The sequence below is a fragment of the Fibrobacter sp. genome, assembly GCA_024398965.1.
GTDB lineage: Bacteria > Fibrobacterota > Fibrobacteria > Fibrobacterales > Fibrobacteraceae > Fibrobacter.
Genome location: JAKSIF010000005.1, coordinates 1 through 26,552, shown reverse-complemented (window position 1 = coordinate 26,552; position 26,552 = coordinate 1). Strand labels below are relative to the sequence as shown.

Sequence of the window (26,552 nt, the reverse complement as noted above, 5' to 3'; positions counted from 1 at the left end):
ATACAATCTACAATTTATTTAGGCGAGTAGGGCCACGATGCCGCTGATGGCCATGTACACGTACACGATTTTCTTGAGAACCTTGTGGGGAATCTTCTTGAATACCTTTCCGCCAATTGCAGTCCCGATGATTACCCCAACGATGCCGCAGCCGTAGGCGATTCCCACAGAAGTTGTCACGAATCCGTTTCCGGCTCTGAAGAAAGTCATCATCAAGTTGCCTAGGGCGAAGTACACCTGGCTGTGGGCGATGTACTTCTCCTTGGTTTCGCAGGAGGCCAAGAAGTAGAGCATCGAGGGTGGCCCCTGCATGGCGAAAAGCCCGCCCATGACGCCGGACAATGTTCCCAGCCCGACCTGCGCAGGGAGACTCGGTTTCAGCTTGATCTTTTCGCTGATAAAGAAGAAGTAGATGCTGATGACAATGAGGATCGCCCCGAGGATATGCTTCAGGAACTTGTCGTCGAAACTTGCCACGGCTCCTACGGCAAAAAAGCTCACGACGGTAAAAATGCCAAGGAGGGGGAGAACCTGCTTCCAGACGATGTACTTTCGCATGCGGTAGGCCACCACCAGGGACATGGAGCAGGCCAGCATTCCCGAAAGGGCGGTGGCTTCGCCGTAGCTAGGCAAAATGTGGGGGAAAACGGTCATGACAAAGATGCCGAACCCGAATCCGCTGACCCGTTGGATAAAACTGCCCATGCAGCTCATCCCAAAAAGTATGCCTATAACGCCAAGTTCCATTTTTCGGGGCGAAATATAGGTTTTTGCCCCTTCCATGGCTACAAATTGTGGGGAAGGGCTGCCGGCGGCGGTTTGACCCCTTTTCCCTTTCACCTAAAAGTGCTATATTTAGGGCGTAAATTTTTCAACACCTTATTAAGGAAGGTAAAATCATGGCAAGAAAGAAGATTGCACTCGTTGGTGCTGGTCAGATTGGTGGTACTATGGCTCTCGTCCTCGCTCAGAAGCAGCTGGGTGACGTGGTCCTCATCGATATTCCGATGACTGAAGGTATGCCGAAGGGTAAGGCTCTCGACATTATGGAAGGCCGTTCCGTTATGGGCACTTCCTGCAACCTCTCCGGTTCTACCAACTACGACGACATGGCTGGTGCAGACGTCGTTATCGTTACCGCTGGCGTTCCTCGTAAGCCGGGCATGAGCCGTGACGACCTTCTTGGCATCAACTGCGGCGTCATCAAGGACGTGGGCCTCAAGATCAAGGAAAAGGCTCCTAACGCATTCGTTATCGTTATCACCAACCCGCTGGACGCAATGGTGTACAACATGCAGAAGGTTACCGGCTTCGATTCCTCCAAGGTGATCGGTATGGCTGGCGTTCTCGACTCTTCTCGTCTCGCTTGCTTCGTTGCTATGGAACTGGGCGTTTCTGCTGAAGACGTTAAGGCTATCGTTATGGGCGGCCACGGTGACACCATGGTTTCCCTCTACGACTGCGTTTCCGTCGGTGGCATTCCTCTGCCGCAGCTCATGAGCAAGGAAAAGTTCGACGAACTTGCTGCTCGTACTGCTAACGCTGGTGGCGAAATCGTTTCTCTCCTCGTTCGCGGCTCTGCATTCTACAGCCCGGCAACTTCCGCTATCAAGATGGCTGAAGCTTACCTCCTCGACAAGAAGAGCGTTCTTACCTGCGCTGTTAAGCTCAACGACGAATACCAGGGTAAGGGCAAGGGCCTCTACTGCGGCGTTCCCTGCGTGATTGGCGCAAACGGTGTCGAAAAGATCTTCGAAGTGAAGATGAACGACGCTGAAATGGCAGCTTTCGAAAAGTCTATCGAAGCTTGCAAGAAGAACGCTGAATGGGTTGACGCAAACACCTAATGTGATGTAAGGGGCTCCGCCCCTTAGAACCCTTGGCAAAAATCCCTTGCTGAATAAGCAAGGGATTTTGCGTTAAAAAGGCTGGCGCTAATACTTAATAAAGACCGTTTGGCTCTAAGAGTAGGATAAGAACCTGCGACTGAGCCTCACTCTCGCTAAAAAGGACCTGTCGATAAGACAGGTCCTTTTTGCTCACTTAATTAGACAAGGGAAGGCCCCGCCTTCCCTAAGACCCTCCTAAGAAAATACCCTTGGTACAACCAAGGGTATTTTCGTTTTCAGGTGAAAACTTTGGGTAGTCATCCCCTGCTGGACAAGTAGGGATTTTTTTGCTTGTTAATCAAATCGTTAACAAATACCTTTGTTTTTAGCGGAAAAATTCCATTGTTAGTTAACGAAATCGTTAACAAGCGGTGAAAGTTGTTTCTGGCGCAGAGGCTTAGACTTGGATTTGGGCTTTGGTTTAGGCTGTGGTTTAGACTGGGGCTTAGACTTTGTTTTTTTGTATAAAAAAATCATCATATTTTTTTATGAGAATCGCCCTTTTGGAAAATCTTGAGATAGATTTCCTTAAAAAGGAGTTCTTATGACTGCTGTGATGATTATTCAGCTGTTGATTGTGCTGGCTGCCCTTTACGTGGGTTCACGTTACGGCAGTCTTGCCTTGGGTGCAATTTCTGGTATTGGCCTTGCCATTCTGGTGCTAGGCTTTGGCATGGCTCCGGGTAAGCCGCCTACCGATGTTATTTATATCATCATTGCCGCTGTGACCTGCGCTGGTATTATGCAGGCTGCCGGCGGTATGGATTGGCTTATCCAGATTGCGGAAAGGCTTTTGCGTAAGCATCCCAACCAGATTATTTTCCTGGCTCCGCTTTGCACGTTCTTCCTTACGGTTCTCGTAGGTACCGGCCATGTGGTTTACACCTTGATGCCCATTATCTGCGACATTTCCCTGAAGAAGGGCATCCGTCCGGAGCGTCCTTGTGCCGTGGCATCCGTCGCTTCCCAGGTGGGCATTACCTGTTCTCCCATTGCGGCTGCGGTGGCATCCTTCGTAGTGATCTCCAATGCCAACGGTTTTGAAATCAACAACCTGCAGGTGATTGCGGTGACCATTCCCGCTTGCCTTTGCGGCCTGATGGCTGCCGCCGGCGTTAGCTACAAGCGCGGCCTCGACCTTGAGAAGGACCCGGTGTTCCAGGCGAAGCTGAAGGACCCGCAGCAGCGCGAATACATGTACGGTAACACCGCTTCTGTGCTGGACATGAAGGTCTCCAAAGAAGCGAAGCGTTCCGTGTACATCTTCCTTATTGCCCTTGCTGTGATTGTGATGTTCTCTCTGTTCCAGATTGCGGGGCACGATATTCGCCCTGTTGTTCCTACAGGTAAGATTGTAGATGGCGTCGCCCAGGTGAAGCCTATCGGCATGAACATCATCATTCAGATTGTGATGATTTCTGCAGCCGCCTTCATGATTATTTTCTGCAAGGCTCAGCCCAAGAAGGCTGTGGCTGGTGCTGTTTGGCAGTCTGGCATGGTGGCTGTGGTTGCCATTTACGGTATTGCCTGGCTTGCCGATACCTACTTCGCCAACTACATGGATGTGATGCAGGGTGGTCTAAAGGATATTGTGCAGCATTATCCCTGGGCAATTGCTTTTGCTTTCTTCGCCGTTTCTGTGCTGATCAACTCCCAGGGCGCCGTAGTGGTGGCCATGCTTCCGCTGGCTTACAGCCTGGGTATCGAAGGTGCTGTGCTTCTGGGCGTGCTTCCCAGTGTCTACGGTTACTTCTTCATTCCCAACTATCCGTCCGACATTGCAACGGTGAACTTTGACCGTTCCGGCACAACGGTGATCGGTAAGTATTTGCTGAATCACAGCTTTATGTTGCCGGGCCTTACCAGCGTCATTGTTTCAACCATCGTGGGCAGCCTGATTGTGAAGGTGTTCTTCTAAATTTTGAGAAATATTGCATTTCATAACCCGATGGAATACGGTTCGTCGGGTTATTTTTTTATAAACTGACGCTGTATTTGATTTTTTTTAAATTTGGTGCCGTGGAAAAAATACATGATTATTTAATTGAATATCCTATTGTGAAGCAAGTGCTTTTGGTGCTTCTCGTCTTTGTGGCGGTGAAAGTCTTTGTATGGTCCTTTAGAAAATTCCTGCTCCGTATGACCAAGAGGGGGATGGATCCTGCTGCGGTTCCCCTGATTACCGATCTTATCAAGTATGTAGTGTACATCTCTGCGTTGATCGTGTGCTTGAACATTTTCGGTGTGAATACCACCGGCATTGTTGCCATGATCAGTGCCGCAAGCCTTGCTATCGGATTTGCCCTTAAGGATACCCTTTCCAATATCGCTTCTGGTATAGTCCTCCTTTTCCTTCGCCCCTTCAAGGCGGGGGATTTGATTGAATGTGGCTCCATCAAGGGAAAAATTCTAGGGATCGGCCTCTTCAACACCACCCTGGAAACACTGGATGGTTTGTACGTTTCAGCTCCAAATAGCTCCCTTTGGGGAGCTCCTATCGTGAATTTCAGCAAGAATCCCTATCGCCGTTTGGAAATTACGGTTGGGATTTCCTACAACACGTCCTTGGACCATGTGATGGAAAGTCTGAGGAACATGGTGGCCGGCGAAACTCGCTTTATGCGAGATCCGGAGCCTTCCTTCTTTGTGTCAGGGCTGGACGATAGTGCCGTTACCATATCGGTTTACGTGTGGGTACGTTCTTCCGAATTTGGCGCGCTGAAGCGTGAGTATACCGAGGCGGTCAAGCGTCTGTTTGATGAAAAGGGAATCGAGATTCCTTATCCTCAGCGTGTGCTGCATGTTTTAAATGATACTTCGAAGTTTTCCCAAAAGTAGACATAAAATCCTTAATTATGAAAAAAGAGAGGCACCGAATAAAAAGATCGGAGCCTTTTTTTTCTGCCAATTGCATTGAAATTTTAAAATTTTGCGTGTTTTTTAAGGTTGGATGACTGTGGACTTTTTATCCATGGTAATGTGGACAAGAAGTGACCGTTTTATTATTTGTGGGGTTTATATTTATATTGGGTAGGTTGGGTACGTTAAAAACGTCTTTATGGGTATGTGTATGAAAAAAAGGAATTTAGTTTCGTTTGCAGGTGTGTTGGCGATGGGGGCCGCATCTGCACTTGCTGCCGACTGGTATGCAAAGGATAACTTGCAGCCGGGCCATGATCCTACCATGATCCGCTATGAGGACGGCTATGCCCTCATGACAACCAACAATCAGCTGTCCCTCTGGACTTCGGAAGACGCCTACAGCTGGAAGGCTCATGGCAAGACCATGACCAAGTTTCCGCAATGGATTTACACTTACGCCCCCTCCATGGAAGATGTGTGGGCTCCCGATCTTTATGTGATGAACGGTGAATTCCGAGCCTATTATTGCGGCTCTGTTTTTGGCAAGCGAACTTCGGCCATCGGCTATACAGCATCCAAGTCCATCGTTCCTGGAACAGAAGGATACGGCTGGCAGGATCGCGGTCACGTTTTTCATACGGTGGCGACAGACAAGTATAATGCCATCGACCCCGATGTAATCAAGACCTCCAAGGGCGAATTCTGGATGGCATTCGGATCCTTTGGCCTTGGCATTCAACTAATCAAGCTGGATCCTACTACAGGCTTGCAGGCGAATGATGATAAGACTGTCTACAATATCGCCCGCCGTACCAGTTCCGCCAGCGGTGGCGCCGAAGAAGGCCCTAGCCTTATCGAACATAATGGTCAATACTTCCTCTTTACCGCCTGGGATAAATGCTGCCAGCAGGGAGCAAACATCGAGCAGACTACTTACAAGACTGCTTATGGCCGAGCCGACCAGATTACTGGACCCTACAAGGATCGTGCAGGCTATAATATGGCAACCGGCGGTGGAACCATTGTTCTTGAACGTTACGGACGTTATGTTGGCCCGGGTGGTGGCGAACCCTTCCAGGACTTGAATCGTGTCCGCTTTGTCCATCATTACTATGATAACGCCGGCGACAAGTACAACCACATCCATATCCGCGACATCGTTTTCACCGACGACAACTGGGCAGAAATGGGTCAGCCTTTCCTTGGACGTTATCTGAGTGCCGAAGCTGAACACGGCGTATTGACACGCGCTGTTTCTGGCGACTTGGCCGTAACCCGTGGAACCAAGGCTTCCGGCAATGAATACCTTGGCTACATCAATACCAAGGGTTCCAAGATTCATTTGCCCATGAACATTATGCAGGCTGGCGATTACCTGCTTCGCTATCGTTATGCCAACGGCGGTGCTGGAGTTGCGACCCATAGCGTGACTATCAATGGCAAGGCTCAGGAAGTGAAACTTCCTGCAACAGGTGCCTGGGGTGAATTCCCAGAAACTTCTGTGGCTATGATTCCTGCCAAGCTAAAGCGTGGCGGCAACTTCATTGATGTAAGCCCGGTTCCCAATGGTGAGAATTTTGCAGAGCTGGACCGCATCGACTTCCTCCGCATTATTCGCGATACCATCCCCGGTAACGGCTTTGATAACGGTATCCGTATTCGCTTGAATGAAAAGGATGAGCTTGCCATAAAGGATGGTGGCTATGCCCTCTTTGAAAACGTGGTTACCGATTCCATCAAGAGCACCAACGTTTCTGTTCAGGTAAAGGACGGATCCGGCAAACTTTCTCTGCGTGCGGGTTCCAAGTCTGGAACAGTGCTTTCTGAATGCGACCTGAGTGCAGCTAAGGCTGGCGAAAACGGTTGGTCCGTTGCTGAATGCTCCGAAATGAAGGCTCAGAAGGGAGTCCAGGACTTCTTCCTCACAGCCTCTGGAGTTTCTGGCGAAGTAGCCGTGGGTAACATTATGTTTATTGCCCCCAAGCCTGTTGAGCCGGAGTCCAGTTCCAGCGAAGAAGAGGTTGAATCTAGCTCTAGCGAAAAAGCTGAATCCAGTTCAAGTATTATAGGACCTGTTGGTGAAGGTTGCGAAGATCCGAATGCCCCGGGCTACGCAGAAAATTGCATTTCTGATGCTATTGCTCCTTCTGTTGCTCCTATGGCAGCCCGTTATACAGTAAACCGTATTGGTGGAGATTATCAGGTCCGCCTGAATACCGCAGGCAACCATCAGGTATATCTGCTGAACTCCATGGGTCAGATCATGGATCGCAAGGCTGTCCGCAGCGATCGCGCTGGCGCCGAAGTGATGTTCACGAACCTGCCCAAGGGCAACTACATCGTCAAGGTGAAGTAAAACGCGATTCCTTCTTACGTCATGCTGAGCTTGTCTCAGCATCAGCAATCTCTTTTGCGAGCCATGCCTCGCGTAAGCAATGTCTCAGCATCAGCTGCAAACTTAAAAGACTCGGCCTAAAAGGTCGGGTCTTTTTTATATGCTTGAATCTTTTCTTTTCCAATTCTTGTAAAAATATGATGAATTTCTTGCTTTGTAAATATGGGTTTACATATCGCGGTTGTTTTAGAAAAGGGGATTTGATGAATTAAAGGAAGCTTTCTATCTTATTCGAGAATATTCTTTAGAAGGATGTCTTGTATGAGAAAAGCATCTGGTTATGAAAAGTTTAATTTGCTACGCAGTTTATTTCTTACTGTGGCGGTAATCTTTTTTACCGCGTCAAATGCTGCTGCGTTGAATAAGGTAAATGGTGTTTACCAAATTGGCTCTTGTCAAGACATGGTCGACTTTGCTAAAGTGGTGAATGACGGGTCCACTAGTGCCAATGCTGTTGTTACGGCACCAATTGACATGAGTTGCTCTGGCAACTTCCCGATGATCGGTAACGGCTCTAAAAAGTATTCCGGTTCCTTTAACGGACAAGGTTATCCTATCTCTAACCTGAAGATTGTTGGCTCTGAAACCCAGACGAACGTAGGTTTATTTGGTGTTATTTCTGGTGGTTCTGTTTCTAACATTGTTTTGGCAAATGCAAGCATTTCTGCCACAAAGCCTGGTGATGCCGCAAGTTCCCTGAATCCGATTAATGTGGGTGTTGTTGCTGGCTTAATTGAAAATAACGGTTCTATTGATAAGGCTTACGCTTCCGGTTCCATTACGACTTCTGGTAACAATCAGGATGTGGGTGGCGTTGTCGGTAATTTGACTAAGGGTTCCGTGAAGAATGCCCTTAGCACAGTGTCTATTGCAAGTAACGGTAAGTCTGCCAAGATTGGCGGTGTAGTGGGCGAAAACAAGGGTACTGTTACACAGAGTGTTTACGATGGAAAGTCCCTGAACAATAACGGTAATAGCGGTAGTGTTGGCGGCGTTGTTGGCTCTGGTAATGCTGCAACAAAGAGCTATTCTGGCTTGACTGTAAATGTAAATGCTCCAGATAAGGTTTGTGTTCTTAATGGCGGAACCTGGTCCAGTGGCAAATGTAACGTAAACGGAACTGTATGGAGTGTTGGCGAAAATATTGTAAACTCCGGTATTACCTTTAGTGGGTCAACCACGCTTGTTGCTGCGACCTTTGATGCCAATGGCGGTAAATTCTCTTCTGGCAGTGCTAGTCTTGTGAAGGGTTTTGGCATTGGCGCTTCCATTTATTCTTCTGGCATTGAAAAACCGACAAGGGAAGGCTTTACCTTTGCTGGTTGGGCTTTGACAAAGAATGCTGTTGAAGCATCAAACGATTTTGGAAATGCTGTCAAGGGCACAACGCTTTATGCTGTATGGAAAGAACAGCTTACAATCACCTTTAATATCAATAGCGAAGTTGCCAAGTTCCCTGGTTCTGTGACGGACCTGACTCGTAAGTTTGACCTTGGTAGCAAGATCTCTTCTGAAAGTATACCTTCCCCAGCGGATTATGAACACGAGGGAACTTCTTACAAGTTCCTGGGCTGGGCTTTGACAAGCGATGCCGGTGTGCCGGCTAACCTTGGGGTTGCAGATGTGGCTAAGGTTGTCTATGCAGTCTGGAAAGAAACCAAGTCTACATTCTATAAATTGACTTTTGAAATGGGTGGCCATGGCTTTGTCCCTGCACAGAATGTGGAGGCTGGGACCAGGGCTGTTAAGCCGGAAGAGCCTAGTGCTGCAGGCTATATCTTTGACGGCTGGTATACAAGCAACCTCTACAATATTCCATTTAGCTTTGTAACTGAAATTACAGGCAATACCACTGTCTACGCCAAGTGGAATGCTGTTAGCTACACGATTACCTACCATCTTGATGGGGGTGTAAACAGCAAGCTGAACCCTTCTGTATATACGGAAGAATATGGAACAATCCTTTTTGAACCAGCGGTGAAGGATGGCTTTGTCTTTGAAGGGTGGTTCGCCGATGAAGAAAAGACCATTGCAAAAAATTCCATTCCTGAAAATGAACTTGGCAATGTCGTTGTGTATGCCAAGTGGCGCGCCGCAACTTACAAGATCAGCTACCTTGCCGGTGGCGATGGAGTTGTTGGCAATGTGGCTGCTGGTGAAAAGGCTCACGGTGCGGATTATACCTTGTCTTCTGATGTGTTTACCCGTGCGGGCTATACCCAGAGTGGGTGGTCTACTGTAGCTGGTGGTAACAAGGTTTATGAGCTTGGTGCGACCTATGCAGAAAACAAGGATTTGACCTTGTATCCGTACTGGGGTGAAAATGGCAAGTATTCCTTGAAATACGATACCACGAGCGCAGCAGGGAAGACCGCGAACTATTTGACTTTGATGGTTGAAGCCAAGGCTCCCCATTACTTGATTGATGTTCCAGAGAAGGACGGCTACAAGTTTGGTGGCTGGAAAGTCACGAAGGGTGGGGTTACTGTATCCAATGGTAAGTTCAGTATGCCTTCTACAGCTGTAGTGATTAGTGGTAAATATGAACTGATCAACTACACGGTTTCTTATGAGACCAATGGTGCTGCTCCAATTGCTTCTACAACCTATAATGTGGAAAATGCCGTAACATTGCCTGTTGGTGTTTCTAAGACTGGCTTTACCTTTGAAGGTTGGTACGATAATCCATATTTTAATGGTGAACCTGTTACTGAAATTGTGAAGGGGGATTTTGGCGACAAGACCTTCTACGCCAAATGGCAGGAACAGCCTAAGTTTAACGTTGAATATTTCATTTTTGATAAAATTGGAAATCTTCGTCTGTATCGTGTAGATAAGGTGGCTGCAGGGGATAAGTATACCTTGGTTAATGCTCCCGATGCAAATGCAGGATATAGCTTTGATCAATGGAAACGAGTCAATGGTGAAAATTTTGTTCCAGTAGAGGCGTCATTCATAATGCCAGAAGGCGATGTGAAATTGGCTGGTCGGTTTATTGCGAACAAGTATGTTTTGACCTGGAATTTTGATGGTGGCGTTGCTACGGGAACTGCTGGGGAGGATTATACATCTGATGAAACCCCTGTAGCCTATTTGACCACACTGCGCGCGCCAGAAGTAACTAAGACTGGTTATGAATTTGCTGGCTGGTCTCCTGCTGTAGATAAAGCAATGCCTGCAAAGAACGTGACCTATACTGCAATTTGGAATCCTGCCGAAGTTGCCTATAAGGTTAAGTATAATTTCCAGAATGTCAGCGGAAGCGAATATACTCTGGATGAAGCAAAGACTGTTGATGTAAATGGTTTGACTGAATCTGTAATTGCATACGAAGACAAGTGCGGTGATGGCTTTACCTTGAATTCTGCAAAGTCCGAAACGAAGCGTATTGCTGCAGATGGTTCCACCGTCGTGAACGTTTACTGCGATCGCAACGTCTATGAAGCTGTATTTAAGGCTGAAGATGTGGTTCTCTATACCGCTCAGGTGCGCTTTGGTGCTACTCCGGAATACATTGGCTCTACGCCGACAAAGGCTGCAACTGCAGAAAAGAGTTTTGTTTTTGAAGGGTGGGAACCTGCTGTTGACGCTATCTCCGGTGCTACGGAATACTCTGCAAAGTTTGCAGAAACTGCAGTGAAGTACACCTTGACCTGGAATTTTGACGGAGGTGTTGTTTCTGGGGAATACACTAAGGGCGAAGTTACAAATGGTGCTAAGATTGATTATCCAGCATCTGTGACAAAGACTGGTTACGAATTTGTCTGGAATCCTGCAAGTGTTGTGAACATGCCTGCGAGTGACTTGCTGCTTACTGCAGTATGGTCTCCGGCGATGTATGTGGTAACCTTGAAAAATGCTACAGCGGACAAGGATCCTGTAGATGGTAAGTATGCCTATGGTACTGAACTTACTCTTACGCCGGAGGCTCCTGAAAACAGTCGCTTTACTCAGTGGTCCGACGGGATTGCAGTCGAAAATCGCAAGGTTGTGGTGACAGGTGATGCAGAATATGTTGCTGAATTTGAAGCCAATACCAAAAAGCTTACTGTTACTTATAAGGTGCCGAATGGCGTTGAAACTCCTGTTACCGTAGAAAAGTTCCTGAAGGTAGGGGAGGATTATAGCGTAGTATCCCCGGTTATTGAAGGTTATACGGCTGATGAGCCAAATATTACTGGCACTATGGCTGGCGCCGATGTCAATAAGATCGTAACTTATACAGTCAACAAATTCTCTGTGACTTACAAGATTGTTGGCGAAAATTTTGCCAACGAATCCTTTGATGTAAAGGAGAATGTTGCTTATGGTTCTGCTCTTACGCCGACAACAAAGTCTGTTGTTCATGATGGCTATTTCTTCAGCGGATGGAGTGGCCTTCCGGCAAAGATGCCGAACCATGATGTTGTTGTAACAGGTTCCTATTCGAATGTTGAGCCTGAGTCATACAAGGTTACATTTAAGAATGGAGATGTAGTTCTTCAGGAAAAAACAGTTGCTGTTGGAAATGAAACCCCTGCCTACGATGGTGCGGAACCGACAAAGGCTGCAACTGATAAATACTCCTATTCTTTCAAGGGCTGGAGCCCGGCAATTGCTGCCACCGTAACAGGCAATGCCGAATATGTTGCTGAATTTAATGAAACTTTAAATCGTTATACCATTATTGTGACTGGTGCGAACGTAACGCCTGCTGCCGGTGAAGACGGCAAGTATGCATACGGCACCACGTTGACTTTGACCCAGAATATTGCTGCTCCTAATCACTTTATCAAGTGGAGTGATGGCGCTACTGCAGAAAACCGCACAGTTATTGTTACTGGTGATGTATCCTACACAGCAGAAGGAGCTGTAAATACCCATGTCTTGACTATTACCTATAAGACTCCTGCAGGCGTTACTGCACCTGCTAAGGTTGTTAAAACTTTTGAAGTCGGTGAAATGTATTCCGTTGCTTCTCCAGCAATTGAAGGCTATACCGTTGATAGGGAAACTGTATCCGGTACAATGCCTGATGCTGATGAGAATGTGACTGTAAACTATACTCCAAAGCGTTTTGCTATTGAACTTGTTAGTGCTACGGCAACTCCTGCAGCCGGTGAAGACGGTAAGTATGCATACGGCACCACGTTGACTTTGACCCAGGCGGTTAAAGCTCCGCATCACTTTACAAAATGGAGCGATGGATTTGCTTCGGAAAGTCGTACAGTCATTGTTACTGGTGATGCTACCTTCGCTGCTGATAGTGCAATCAACACCCATATCTTGACTATTACATACAATGTTCCTGAGGGCGCTACAGCACCTGCCAAGGTTGTAAAGACTTTTGAAGTCGGTGAAGTGTATTCCATTCCTTCTCCTTCCATGGTTGGTTATACCGCAGATCCTTCTGCTGTTTCGGGAACGATGGATAATGAAAATGTGGATGTAACGGTAAATTATACCGCAAATTCCTATACAATTACTTTGAATACCAATGGTGGCGAATCTCTAGAAAATGTTGTTGCTGAATATGGCGCTGCAGTAAGCGTTCCTAATGCTTCTAGGCCAGGTTATACCTTTGCCGGTTGGGTTCCTGCTGCACCTGCAACCATGCCTGCTGAAAACATTACGCTGACCGCTTCCTGGACGGTAAATCAGGCGACCATTACCTTTAATACCAATGGCGGAAACGTTATTCAGCCCATTGTAAAAGACTGCGATGCTGCAATTTCTGCTCCTGTTGCTCCTACAAAGAAGGGCTATGTATTTGCCGGCTGGTACAGCGATGAAGCCCTGGAAAATCCGTTTGTCTTTAACAAGATGCCTGCTGAAGATGTAACTGTTTATGCAAAGTGGGTGGGCAGTGAACGTACTATTTCCTTGAACTTGAATGGCGGTACTTTAGTAGATGGTGATGAAAATCCCGTTAATGCTATTACTGGGCCTTATGGCAACGCAGTTCCTGCACTTGGCTCTCCAACAAAGACCGGCTATAGTTTTGCCGGCTGGTATGCAGATACCAGGTTTACAAAGGCTTACACGTTTACCACGATTCCAATGGAAGACATTATTGTCTATGCCAAGTGGAATGTGGATGACTTTACCATTAAGTTCAACAGCAATGGTGGTTCCGCAGTTGCCGATGTTAAGCAGCCGTTTAATTCTATACTCAAGGTTCCTACAGCTCCCACAAAGACTGGCTACGAGTTTGTTGGCTGGTATAGTGATGAAGCGTTGAATAACGCTTATAGCTTTGCGACGATGCCTGCCGAAAATATTACGGTGTATGCAAAGTGGGAAATCAAGCAGTATGAAATTGCCTTTGAAACCAATGGCGGAACTTCTGTCGAAAAAATTGTTCAGGATTACAATAGCGCCGTAGTAAAGCCTGCCGAAGACCCTTCCAAGACTGGTTATACCTTTGCTGGCTGGTATGCGGATAGCGACTTGAAGACTGTTTATGTCTTCAATAAAATGCCTGCAGAAAACATTACCGTTTATGCCAAGTGGAAGGTTAAACAGTATACCATTACCTTTGTAAGTGATGGATCTGCTGTTTCTCCAATTACTCAGGATTTTGGTTCTGCCATTGAAGCTCCTAAGGCTCCTACAAAGGTTGGCCATACATTTAAGGATTGGGAACCGACACTTCCAGAAACCATGCCTGCAGAAAACATTTCGTTAACAGCCACATGGACTGTTAACGTCTATACAATTACCTACGAATTGAATGGTGGCGATGGCATTGCCTCTAGCGAACATCCTTATGGCTCCGCTGTGACTCCGCCAACTACGCCGACAAAGAGAGGTTATGTATTTGATGGCTGGTATGCAGAAAAGGCTCTCGTCAACAAGTATACTTTCAGCACGATGCCTGCAAAGCCCTTCAAGCTTTATGCCAAGTGGGCTCCACATGAAACGACTGAATACAAAATTGCTCGCTATTTCCAAAATGTAAACGATGATGGTTATACTTTGGATGAAGACAAGGCTCAGGTTTCTGAAGGTCCTACGGGTTCTATGACAATTCTTGAACCTGCCGGATTTAAGGGCTATGAGGGCTTTTCTCTTAATGAAACAAAGTCCAAGGCTGTTGCCATTGCTGCGGACGGATCTACAACAGTCAATGTCTATTATGATCGTAATGAATACACTGTAACCTTCAAATCGGAAGGCGTAAATTTCCAGGTTGCATCTTTCCGCTATGGTGCGGAACCCAAATTTGTTTCTGACCGAGTTCCGGAAAAGAAAGCCGACTTGACTTCTATCTATAATTTTGTTGGCTGGGAGCCGCTTCTCCCTGCAAAAATGCCTGCAGAAAACATTACTGTAAATGCTGTTTTTGAAGATGGTACCAAGGTCAAGTACCAGTTGGTCTGGGATTTTGATGGTGGTGTTGCCGAAGGTGTCGCAGGAGTGAACTACTCTGCAGGCCAGGTAACAAATGGTGCTCGAATTACATACCCGACAAAGGTGTCTATGGAAGGTCATACTCTTACCTCCTGGATTCCTGCCGGTGTAGAATACATGCCTACAAAGAACTTGACACTCAAGGCTGTTTGGACCGCAAACGACTATACAATTACCTTGAAGGGTGCTACCGTTTCTGTAGGTGGTATAAAGAAGGATGCTGAATCCTGTGATGAAAACGGTTGCGTATACATATTCCCTTATGGCACACAGCTTTCCTTGCTTGCCGATATTCCTGAAAATAGTGATGAACATTTCGTAAGCTGGAAGGATGGAAGCGAGGCTAAGCCTATTTACGATAATCCGAGAAAGGTCGTGGTGAAGGGTGACGCTACTTACGAAACATCTTATGGCACCATTTATGAAACAGAAACGGATAAGAATTTCCACAAACTGACTATCACTTATGTGGCTCCAGAAGGTGTTACGATTCCTATGGAGAATGTTTATCAGTATGTAAAGAATGGAGAAACCTATAGCGTAGAAAGCCCTAAAATTGAAGGTTACACAGCTGATAAACCGGTCGTTTCTGGAACCATGCGTGATCAGGATGTTAGTGTTACGGTCACCTATAACGTCAACAAGCATAAGATTGTCTACAAAGTTACTGGCGAATACTTTACCGACAAGGTCTATACTTTTGAACGTGAATATGGCAAGGTTTTAAGAGATGACTCTCAACTTGCAGAGATGACTAACGACAAGATGGTTGAAGAAGGTCATACCTTTGGTGGCTGGGAATCGCTTTTGCCGTACAAGATGCCTGACGAAGACATTGAAATCACTGGTTCCTATACACGTAATTCCTACAAGTTGCAGATTGTGTATGTGCTGAAGGATGGCCCGTTGCGCGGTCAGTATACCACAAGTGGTTCATATGAAGGACGTATTATTGTTGTTGATAAAGAAGTCTTATTCGGCGATTCTTACTCACATTCCGTGAATGAAACGTTCACAGATAGAAATAATGTGGAATACACGATTGGTGTTTCTGGAAATAAAACCGTTGATTATACGGTAGACCGCATGGTTGTTGCTGCAGAACACATGCCTGCTCATGATGTTCGTGAAGTCGTTAACTTTACAGCAAATAAAAGTGATATTCTTGCATACTATGAGTATGGAAGCGATGGTTCAAAAAATAAGTCCTATAAAGTCGAGGGTATCCCGAATGTTTATAAAGGTAATGACGCCATTACGAAGGTAGACTCTGCTTTAAAGCGACTCTACTACTATCCACCAAAGCCTACGGACGAATCTTTATATCTTGATTCCATTCTAGTTTTTGACAAATGGTCTATAAATGAAGACCGTAGCGTGTTTACACCGACATTTAAGTACATTAAGAGAGATGAAAAGACTGTTCAGGTTTCTTATGTAGATGCTAATGGAGATACCATTACTGTAGACGTTAAAATTTTTGAAGGCATTTCTGCTGATCAGATTAGTCAAATGATTACAGATGCTATTAAAAAATCAGATCCTACAAATGCCCCAAAATCCTATAGCGATACCTATTATTGGCATGAATTTATTGGTTGGAAAAAATCAGGAGACAAGTATGTTCCTGATTATACTCATCATGTTCGTGAATTGACTGTGAAGGTTGTCTATGATGAAGATGCTAATCCTGAAAAAACAACCAATGTAACAATACGAAGAGTAGACTTGAATCCTGATAGTGCACTGGCAGCAGGCCATGCAAGGGATCCTATTGCCGTTATTACTGCCTACATGAATGCAAATGGCTATGCTCCCGAAAAGAAGAGCGATGTTCAGTACCATTATTCCTTTGTGGTTGGAACCAATCTTTATTCCAGACCAGATTCTATCAATGGGTCATGGATTTCCCGCCCGGATTGGACGAAGACTCTCCGCAAGTACCCAATTACATTCAAGAATGGAAAGACCGATCTAAAGACAATTGACGTTGACTACGGAACTGTTCCTGTGTATGATGGAACTCTTCCTGTGAAGGAATCTACCACAGAATACTCTTATGAATTTGATGGTTGGGATCCTGATCTTGAAAGTGTTTCTGGTCCGTTTGAATATGTAGCCAAGTTCAAGCCAGTTCTTAGAAAGTACAAGTTAAACTATGCTGGCGCAGTTGCAGAACCTGCAAGCGCTGATAGCACATACGATTATGGTACTGAAGTCATTTTGAAGGCAGCTCCGGAAGAATTCCATCACTTCACCCGTTGGAGCGATGGCGTCACTCAGGAAGAGCGTAGTGTTACTGTTGATGAAAAGGCTGTTCGCTATGAAGCTGTTAGCAACCCAGACAAGTTTATCTTGACAATTGTTTATACCACGCCTAACGAAGGTCGTAAGGAATCTCATGAGGTGATGGCGTACGGGGAAACTCGTAACTTTACTTCGTCCGGCATTGACGGTTACAGAGCTGTCCCTGCAAACTTTACTGTAACGATGCCTGGTAAGGATTCTAGCGTTGCTGTTCGTTATGAGGCAAATAGCTATGAAATATCCTTGACAAATGCTTCTGCAAGCATTGGCACTGGAGTTGAGAAAGAACCGAAATCTTGTGACGAAGAATCTAATACATGCGTATATGTATTTGATTATGGTACAGTGCTGACCTTGACTCCTGCAGAAATGAGCAATCATTTCTTTACCAATTGGAAGGATGGTGTTGCTGATTCGCCGCGTACAGTGGTGGTTACTGGCGATGCTGAATATGAGCCCGTGTATGCATTGAACTACCATGTGTTGAGAATTGTGTATTCTACAACTACAGGTGCTGAAGCTCCAAAAACATACGAAAAAACCTTGGATTATGGAACTAAATATTCCGTAACGTCTCCGGAACTGGAAGGCCACACTCCTGACAAGTCTGTGATTGAAGAAACATTGATTGCTGATGCTGAATATGCTGTTGTATATTCACCTAAGAACTATCCGCTTACAATTCATTATAAGAAGGCTAAGAATGGTGTGACTGTTGCGGAAGATCATGTTAGCGAAGTTGCTTACCTTTCAAATTTCTCTGTGACAAGCCCTGTGGTGGATAATTATACCAGTGATTCTGCCATTGTAAATGGCGTGATGAATTCCTCTGTTGGACTTGAAATTACTGTTACCTATACAGGCACGCCTTACAAAGTGATTGCCAAGTACATTCCGAAATATGGCTCTGAAATTACAGAAGAACAACTCGTGGTTGTAACTTATGATGATGACCATAGTGATATTGAACATGCTATCAATGATGCCCTTGAAAGTAACGATCCTGTGATTGTTCCGCAGAAAACCTACACACTTACGGAAAAGTTTACCTTCAATAAGACTTGGACAAAGGGTGATGACGGAAAGTATACGCCGAACTTCAAGGTTGATTCTCGTGATACCAGAAACGTAATTGCAGTTGTCAATGGTAATGATTATACGACAGTAACAATTCCTAGTGACGAGCATGTAACGGAAGAAGAAATTCAGGCTTCTCTTAACAAGTATTTTGAAGACAGATCTATTACACCGATCAAGGCTTCTACTCTTGATATTGATTACAAATTCAATAGCTCTTGGATATTGAATGATAATGGCAAGTATGAACCGAACTTCAACGAAAGTGACCGTCCGCAGATTACCGTTACGGCTGTAGTTACAAGTAGGGATGCCGTTGATAAGGAATACACAGATATTTATGTTCCTGAGGACGGTTCCGATGCTGAAATCTATGCAGCAATCAATCGCTACTTTGACGGAAAGAACTTTGACGGAAAGAAAATTGTTCCAATCAAGGCTTCTACATTAACTGAAAACTTCAAGTTTAATGAAACTTGGACTTTAGCTGGTGGCAAGTACACTCCGAACTTTGATTCCAGTGTAAGAACGCAGAAGACGGTTACGGTTGTCGTTAACAATACGAACCAGTCAGCAAAGGTACCTGCAGATGGAAAGATCGAGGAAATTGATGAGGCCATAAGCCTTAAAATTCTTGATACTTTAAGGATTGATCCTAAACAGGCATCTTCCTTGACCCATGATTACCGCTTTGTGATAAGGGAGGATGTCACGATTTCTCATTGGAAGGAATTTGACGATGACATCTATATTCCTGTCTTTGACTCTACAGCTCGTGCACAGAAGTATGTTGTTGCTGTAGCAAATGGCACTAATGATACAATTAGTGTTCCAAACGATAATAAAGTTACTGATGCAGAAATCAATACTGCAATTAATCATCATTTCTCGGACAAAAAGATTAAACCTGCGAAGGCATCTACCCTTGATCATGACTATGCCTTTACGGATACTTGGAATAAGAATGGCTCCGTTGGCGAGTTGGATCGTTATTTGCCGATTTTCAAGGAAAGTGACCGCCCGCAGACCAAGGTGAAGGTACAAATCGCAAGTACATTGCATGAAAATGTGAATGTGCCTACCGATGGTACGGTCGATGAAATCTACGCTGCCATTGTAAGGGAATTCAGTGATCATCCACAAAAGGCGGAAGATAGGGATTCTACCTATACATTTGCCTGCTGGACTCCGGAACCGGATATTTCCTGTAATACAGCGAGAACTTTGTCGGGTAAGATTACAAATAAGACAACTCCGTTCATTGCCAACTTCAAGAGTACTGTTAAGTTGACGTCCGTAGTTGTTGCTTATGAAAAGAATGATACGACCTATGCTAACGGTGACCAGGTCAAGACCATTGAAATCCATGTTCCGGACTTGAAGACTCCTTCTAAGGTCCTTGCCAAGGTGAAGGCTGCTGCAGATGGTAGCAAACCTTCTAAAATTGGTTATACCTTTAATGAATGGAATGCCTATACATTTAGTCCTGTCAAAGTTGCAGACTTCAATGCAGTTCACGAAGCTTTGCCTGTAAACGGTACTGCACCAACGAATATCGTTTACCTGGCTGGTTGGAATATTAACCAGTATACCATAACCTTTGATTGCACAGGCGGTAACATTGACGGCAAGAATACTGTTGTCATTGAGCAGGACTATAATTCCGACGTGACCGCGCCGAAGTCCCCAACAAGAACGAATTATTCTTTCGATGGTTGGGATACTGAAATTCCAGCAAAGATTCCTGCAGAAAACATCACTATCAGGGCCAAGTGGAAGAAAAATGTGACTGCTGTTGTTCTTTCTGCTGATCCGATTTATACAGGTTCTGCAATTGCACCGACAATTACAGTGAAGAGCGTTGACGGAAATGTTTCCGAAGCAAATTACGTAGCTACCTGGGATAAGGATGGCTTTATCGATGCTGGTACATACACTGTAACGGTTAGGGGTAAGGAAAATTCAGAATACACCGATACTGTATCGGTGACTGCAACTTACACAATCAAGAAGGCCGATCCTAAGATTACTGTAACTATGGCGGGCTGGACTTATGGCGAAGCTGCCAAAGCCCCTGTAAAGAGTACGGATTTTGGTGCCGCAGAAGAACCGACTATTACTTATGCAAAGAAGGGGTCTTCTGATTGGAGCGCTGACAAACCTGTTAATGCAGGATCCTATGTGGTAAAGGCTTCCGTTGCCAATACGGACAACTACAATTATGCTGAAAAGACCGCTGAATTTACCATTAGCCAGGCTCCGATCAAGATAGCCTTGTCTGCATCTGAAGGCACCTATACAGGCCTTGCACATGTTATTCCGACACATACGGTTAATAGCACTATCGGTGAAAAACTTGATGTGACTAGTGATGCAAACGCTTATGATGCAAGCTGGAACGACTCTAGTTTCACAAATGTCAAGACCTATACCATTACCGTAAAGGGTAAGGGAAATTACACTGGTACCCAGACGCTGACCTACGTCATTAAACCTGCTCCTGTAACAGTGACTGCTGTTGCTAATACAAAGGTTTATGGTGTTAAGGATCCAACATTCACGGCGACTGTAAAGGGCCTTGTGAATGGCGAATCTGAAAATTTGATATCCTACACTTTGCCGCGTGATGTTGGCGAAAATGTAGGAACCTACAAGATCAATCCGACTGGAAACAAGGATCAGGGCAACTATACCGTAGCCTATGTCCCTAACGACTTTACCATTACCAAGGATGAACATAATACGCTGTCCGTGGCAATGGAAGGCTGGGTTTATAGCGGCAAGGCCGATAAGAATCCTGTTCCAACATTTAAACAGCCTGAAGACGGCATTAATGTAAAATTCCATGCCGAAGGTGAACCGACTTATCAGTATAAGAAGGACGGTTCTGAAGTTTGGACGGACAAGATTCCTGTGGATGCTGGTTCGTATACTGTAAAGGCATCTGTTAAGAATACTAATAACTACAGTGCAGTCGAAGCAGAGAATACCTTTACCATTGAAAAGTTTATGGGTAATGTGGTAACCATTACCTTAAATGACAACTGGGATTACGATGGCAAGACCTACGCTCCTAAGACTAGCGTTCGTTTTAAGAAGTCTGTGGAACCGGTCATCCAATATGCAGTCAAGAAAGCTGGTGATGAAGGCTATGTTGCCGAAAAATATGTGGATGGAGATTGGTCTACTACAGCTCCTGTAAATCAAGGAACCTACGTTGTAATGGCTACTGTTGAAGATACGGATAACTACAACGGAACAACCGCAACTAAGGTGTATACAATCAACCGTGCCGATGTTGCAAAGTATGCAACTATTTCCGCTATGCCTTCCGTTTACTATGACGGCAACAAGCATGCTCCTACTGTAACCGTAACCGAGAAGAGGGGAGAAAATGCACTTGTTGAAGGTGAAGACAAGGACTACACTGTAGCATGGGATAAGGATGGATTTACCGACGCAGATACTTACACTGTTACTGTAACCGGTCAGGGTAACTATACAGGTACGAAGACTGCTAAATATATTATTGAGCAAGCTCCGATCCAGATTGTTCTTACTGAAAAGAATGTGTACAATGGAGATAAACAAATTCCAACGGTAACACTTAAGAATAGTAAGCATAATCAGGTTCTTGTGACTGGAGATGCTCCGTCTGTTGAATCTACGGATGATTATGTGATTTCTTGGAGCTACAAGTATAACGGCAAAGACTCAACCTTGGCTGATGAAGACTGGTTTAAACATGCTGGTGTTTATACCATTTCTGTGACGGGTAAGGACAAGTCTGCCTCTGGTACGGGTAACTATAGTGGAACCAGGGTAACAGCTAGCTATACCATAGATTACGCTCCTGTAACAGTGACCGCTGTTGCAAATACAAAGGTTTACGGTGATGATGATCCTACACTTACTGCTACTATTGCTGATGTTGTAGAAAATGAAAAAGAGCATGCCGCAGAATTGATTAAGTATACTGTTTCTCGTGCTGAAGGTGAAAATGTCAATAAATACACCATCACGCCGATGGGGGATGAAATTCAAGGAAACTACAAAGTTTCTTATAAAACCGCTGAATTCTCTATTACCCATGCACCGGTTGTCGTAACCGCAGAGGTAAAGGAAAAGGTGTATGGTATTGCTGATCCTGAACTGACTGTGAAAATTGACGGTCTGAAGAGAAACGACCCCGAAAGCAAGATCAGCTACAGCATCGTTCGTGATAAGGCTCGTACATCTGAAGGCGAAGTCGTTGGGGTATATACCATCACCCCGAGCGGCGAAGCATCCCAGGGTAACTACAGTGTATCTTACGTACCTGCAACTTTGACTGTAACAAAATCTCCTGAGAACAGCATTGAAGTTTCCATGGATGGCTGGACTTTTGGTCAAACTGAAAATTCTCCAGGTAATTTCACGAAACCGACCTTTGATACAACAATCGTCAAGTTCCATGGTGAAAACGAACCTGTAATTGAATACGCTACAGTAACTGAGAATGAAGGGGTTTATAGCGTTGGTTCTTGGAGTACCGAAAAACCGCAATACGTGGGAATATATACTGTAAGAGCTACTGTTGCTGAAACGCGCAATTATGTAGGTGCCGTTGATACCGCCATCTTCAAGATTGAAGCTGCTCCGATCCAGATTGTAATGGATCCGACAGAAGTTCTTTACAATAAGACAGTTCAGAATCCTTCGTTCTATGTCAAGAGTGAAGTCAGTGGCCTTACATTGACTGAAGGTCCAGATGATGATTATACCGTAACATGGGATAAGGCAGGAAAATCCGAATTCAAGGACGTTGCTGTCTATACTTTGACGGTTGATGGTGTTGGTAACTATGCTGGAAGAAAATCTCAAACTTACGAGATTAAGAAGAATACTCCGGAACTGACCGTTGCTATGGAGGGGTGGTTCTACGGAGAAACCGCAAAGGAACCAGTCGTTACAAAGAGCCCGTGGGTTGATGGCGACGAATCAATTGTCTATGCAGTAAAAAAATCTGAAGGAAGCTATGTTGACGAGGATTGGAGTGCCACCAAGCCTTCTAGCGCTGGCACCTACGTTGTGAAGGCTATTGTTGATGCAACGGCTAATTATGAAGGTAAGTTCGCAATAGATGAATTTACCATTGAGCTTGCTTCGATAGAAATCGCGGTTTCTGCAAATGTTGTTTACACTGCAGAACGTCAGGCACCTACATTGACCGTCAAGAATACAAAGAATAATGAAGTTGTGATGACGGAAGGTTCTGACTATACTGTGGAATGGAAGAACCCGAAGGGTGAAACATTCGCATGGAATGCGGAAAGTGAATTTGTTGCTGCAGGAACATATACGGTTTCTGTGACAGGTATAAACAATTATACTGGAACAAAAACAACGACTTATATAATTGCCCCTGCTGCAATACAGGTGGCAATTTCAGCTGACGTGGACTATACGGGTGCAGTTCAGGAACCTACCGTTACCGTGAAGAGCGGTGAAACCGTAAATGGTGGAAATACTGTTCTTGTTGAAAACACGGATTATACAGTTTCCTGGAATAAGGCTGGCAAGACAGAGTTCAAGGATGCTGCCGACTATGTCGTAACTGTAACCGGTATGGGTAACTACACTGGTGAAATTGAAAGAACCTACAAGATTAAGCAGGCTCCAGAAAATGCTGTTACTATTACAATGGCTGGCTGGACCTATGGCGAAACAGCCAAGGATCCTGATCCTAACGCAGTCTTCCATGCGGATGGCGAACCTTCAATCACTTATGCAGTCAAGAAGTCCGGTGACTACGCCGAAAGCGACTGGAGTTCCATCAAGCCTTCTACTGCCGGCACTTATGTGGTCAAGGCAACTGTAGCCGAAACAGCCAATTACGTGGGCGGTTCCGCAACAGCAGAATTTACCATTGCTCCTGCAGCAATCCAGATCGCCCTCTCTGAAAACAAGACCTATAACGGTCTTGCCCTGACGCCTACACTAACCGTAAAGAGCACAATTGATGAATCCGCAGTTCTAATCGCTGGCGAAGACAAGGATTACGTTGTAACTTGGGACAAGACTGGTTTCGTGAACGCCGGTTCCTATACTGTAACCGTATCTGGCAAGAACAACTACAAAGGAACTGAAATAGCAACGTATACTATCGCCAAGGCAACCCAGAACGATGTTACCGTAGCGATGTCCGACTGGACCTATGGCGAAACTGCCACAAGCCCGACTGTAACTGCCGACTTCGCCGCGGAAAGTGAACCTTCAATCACTTATGCAGTCAAGAAGACTGGCGACTACGTTGAAAGCGACTGGAGCTCTGTCAAGCCTTTTACCGCCGGCACCTATGTGGTCAAGGCAACTGTAGCAGAAACCTCCAACTACGTGGGCGGTTCTGCAACGGCAGAGTTTACGATTGCACAAGCAAAGATTCCTGAAATCGCGCTCTCCGCAACTGGTGCAACCTACAACGGTGAAGAACAGAAGCCGGTCGTAACAGTCACCTTCAATGGCAATGCACTTGTCGCAGGCACAGACTATACCATCGACTGGGGCGAAGGCAACTGGACTGACGTTGGAACATACACCGTCAAGGTAACCGGTAAGGGCAACTTCAGTGGCGAACAGACCGCCGAGTTCAATATCAACAAGAAGGCTGTCACCATCACCGTTGCTAACGCAAGCAAGACCTATGGCAATGAGGATCCTGAATTTACCGGTACCGTCGTTGGGCTCGTGAATGCATCCGACCTTGGAATAGTCTCCTACAGCCGTAGTGGTGTAGGCCAGAGCGCAGGTACTTACACAGATTCCCTTGTCGTAAGCTACACCGACAACAGCAACTACGCCATTACGGTGAAGAACGGTACGTTCATCATCGACCGTGCTGAAGTCACTGTCACTGCGGATGCTCTGACCAAGCAGTACAATACAGCCGACCCGGATACTCTCACCACCGAAATCAAGGGTCTTGTTAATGGCGAAGCAAGGACCCTGATCGACTTCACCATCGTCCGTGAAGCCGGTGAAAACGTTGGAACTTATGCAGTAACATTGACCGGTGCTGAAAACCAGGACAACTACCATGTGACCTACGTTCCTGCATCCTTTACCATTACTCAGAACCAGACCAACGAAGTCACCGTGGCAATGGACGGCTGGACCTACACTGGCTCCGCAGAAAAGTCTCCCGTGACGAACGCAACCTTCAAGGCTGAAGGCGAACCCGCCATTACCTACGTCAAGAAGGGTACCGAAGACTGGTCTGCAACAGTTCCTGTAAATGCAGGCACCTACGTTGTGAGGGCAACCGTGAAGGAAACCGCCAACTATGTGGGCGGATTCGCAACTGCAGAATTTACCATTGCTCCTGCAGCAATCCAGATTGCCCTCTCTGAAAACAAGATCTATAACGGTCTTGCCCAGACGCCTACACTAACCGTAAAGAGCTCAATTAATGAAACCGCAGTTCTAATCGCTAGCGAAGACAAGGATTACGTTGTAACTTGGGACAAGACTGGTTTTGTGAACGCCGGTTCCTACACAGTAACTGTGGTCGGTCAAGGCAATTACACCGGAACTAAAACAGCAACGTATACTATCGCCAAGGCAACCCAGAACGATGTTACCGTAGCGATGTCCGACTGGACCTATGGCGAAACTGCCACAAGCCCGACTGTAACTGCCGACTTCGCCGCGGAAAGTGAACCTTCAATCACTTATGCAGTCAAGAAGACTGGCGACTACGTTGAAAGCGACTGGAGCTCTGTCAAGCCTTTTACCGCCGGCACCTATGTGGTCAAGGCAACTGTAGCAGAAACCTCCAACTACGTGGGCGGTTCTGCAACGGCAGAGTTTACGATTGCACAAGCAAAGATTCCTGAAATCGCGCTCTCCGCAACTGGTGCAACCTACAACGGTGAAGAACAGAAGCCGGTCGTAACAGTCACCTTCAACGGCAATGCACTTGTCGCCGATGCCGACTACACCATCGACTGGGGCGAAGGCGCATGGACGAATGCCGGCACCTACACCGTCAAGGTTAAGGGCCAGGGCAACTTCAGCGGCGAACAGACCGCCGAGTTCACGATCGGCAGAAAGGCAGTAACCGTTACCGCCGTCGCAGCCGGCAAGGTCTTCGGTACCACCGACCCGACCCTTACTGCAACTGTCGAAGGTCTCGTCAAGGATGAGACAATCTCCTACACAGTCGGCCGTGCTTCCGGTGAAAATGTCGGCATCTACGCAATCACCCCGTCCGGAGCTTCCGAACAGGGTAGCTACAGCATCACCTACAATGCCGCCGACTTCACAATTACAACTGCAACAATCCCAGAAATCACACTCTCCGCAGACGTGACCTACAACGGCACCGAACAGAAGCCTAGCGTAACGCTTACCGTAAGCGATACAGCCTTGGTCGCCGATGCCGACTACACCATCGACTGGGGCGAAGGCGCATGGACAGCATCCGGCACCTACACCGTGAAGGTAACCGGTAAGGGCAACTTCAGCGGTGAACAGTCCGCCGAGTTCACGATCGGCAAGAAGCCAGTCGTAGTGTCCGCCGAAGCCAAGAGCAAGACCTACGGCAGCGCCGACCCAGAACTCACCGTATCCATTGTCGGCCTCGTCAATGG

At 46.0% G+C, this 26,552-nt stretch carries 6 protein-coding genes; 5 read left to right on the top strand and 1 reads right to left on the bottom strand.

The annotated features are described in order from the left end of the window. Positions 1-18: 18 nt before the first annotated feature. Positions 19-705 carry a sulfite exporter TauE/SafE family protein gene (locus MJZ26_03425; GenBank protein MCQ2104823.1) on the bottom strand — a complete coding sequence of 229 codons (687 nt, stop codon included), beginning with the start codon at positions 703-705 and terminating at the stop codon, positions 19-21. A gap of 194 nt (positions 706-899) precedes the next feature. On the opposite strand from MJZ26_03425, the gene mdh reads away from it, so the two are divergent. The 5 genes from mdh to MJZ26_03400 form a co-directional block, all read left to right on the top strand. Next, the gene (gene mdh, locus MJZ26_03420; GenBank protein MCQ2104822.1) at positions 900-1,847 is read left to right on the top strand and encodes a malate dehydrogenase; all 948 of its coding nucleotides are present in this window, start codon (positions 900-902) and stop codon (positions 1,845-1,847) included. 586 nt (positions 1,848-2,433) lie between these two features. Further along, positions 2,434-3,807 (top strand): anaerobic C4-dicarboxylate transporter, encoded by a 1,374-nt coding sequence (locus tag MJZ26_03415; protein MCQ2104821.1) that lies wholly within the window; start codon positions 2,434-2,436, stop codon positions 3,805-3,807. A 140-nt stretch (positions 3,808-3,947) separates the two neighbouring features. Further along, positions 3,948-4,727: a mechanosensitive ion channel family protein gene (locus MJZ26_03410; protein ID MCQ2104820.1), complete on the top strand. Its 780-nt coding sequence runs from the start codon at positions 3,948-3,950 to the stop codon at positions 4,725-4,727. 232 nt (positions 4,728-4,959) lie between these two features. Continuing rightward, entirely contained in the window at positions 4,960-7,107 is a 2,148-nt protein-coding gene (locus MJZ26_03405) for a family 43 glycosylhydrolase (protein MCQ2104819.1), read from the top strand. Between the two features lie 300 nt (positions 7,108-7,407). After that, positions 7,408-26,552 (top strand): InlB B-repeat-containing protein (locus MJZ26_03400; GenBank protein ID MCQ2104818.1); only part of this gene is annotated, 19,145 nt, incomplete at its 3' end.

What these genes read in the sequence shown, in the direction of transcription:
- MJZ26_03415 (MCQ2104821.1), top strand. Translation starts at nt 2,434, where the DNA reads ATGACTGCTGTGATGATTATTCAGCTGTTGATTGTGCTGGCTGCCCTT.
- MJZ26_03405 (MCQ2104819.1), top strand. Translation starts at nt 4,960, where the DNA reads ATGAAAAAAAGGAATTTAGTTTCGTTTGCAGGTGTGTTGGCGATGGGG.
- MJZ26_03425 (MCQ2104823.1), bottom strand. Translation starts at nt 705, where the DNA reads ATGGGCAGTTTTATCCAACGGGTCAGCGGATTCGGGTTCGGCATCTTT.
- mdh (MCQ2104822.1), top strand. Translation starts at nt 900, where the DNA reads ATGGCAAGAAAGAAGATTGCACTCGTTGGTGCTGGTCAGATTGGTGGT.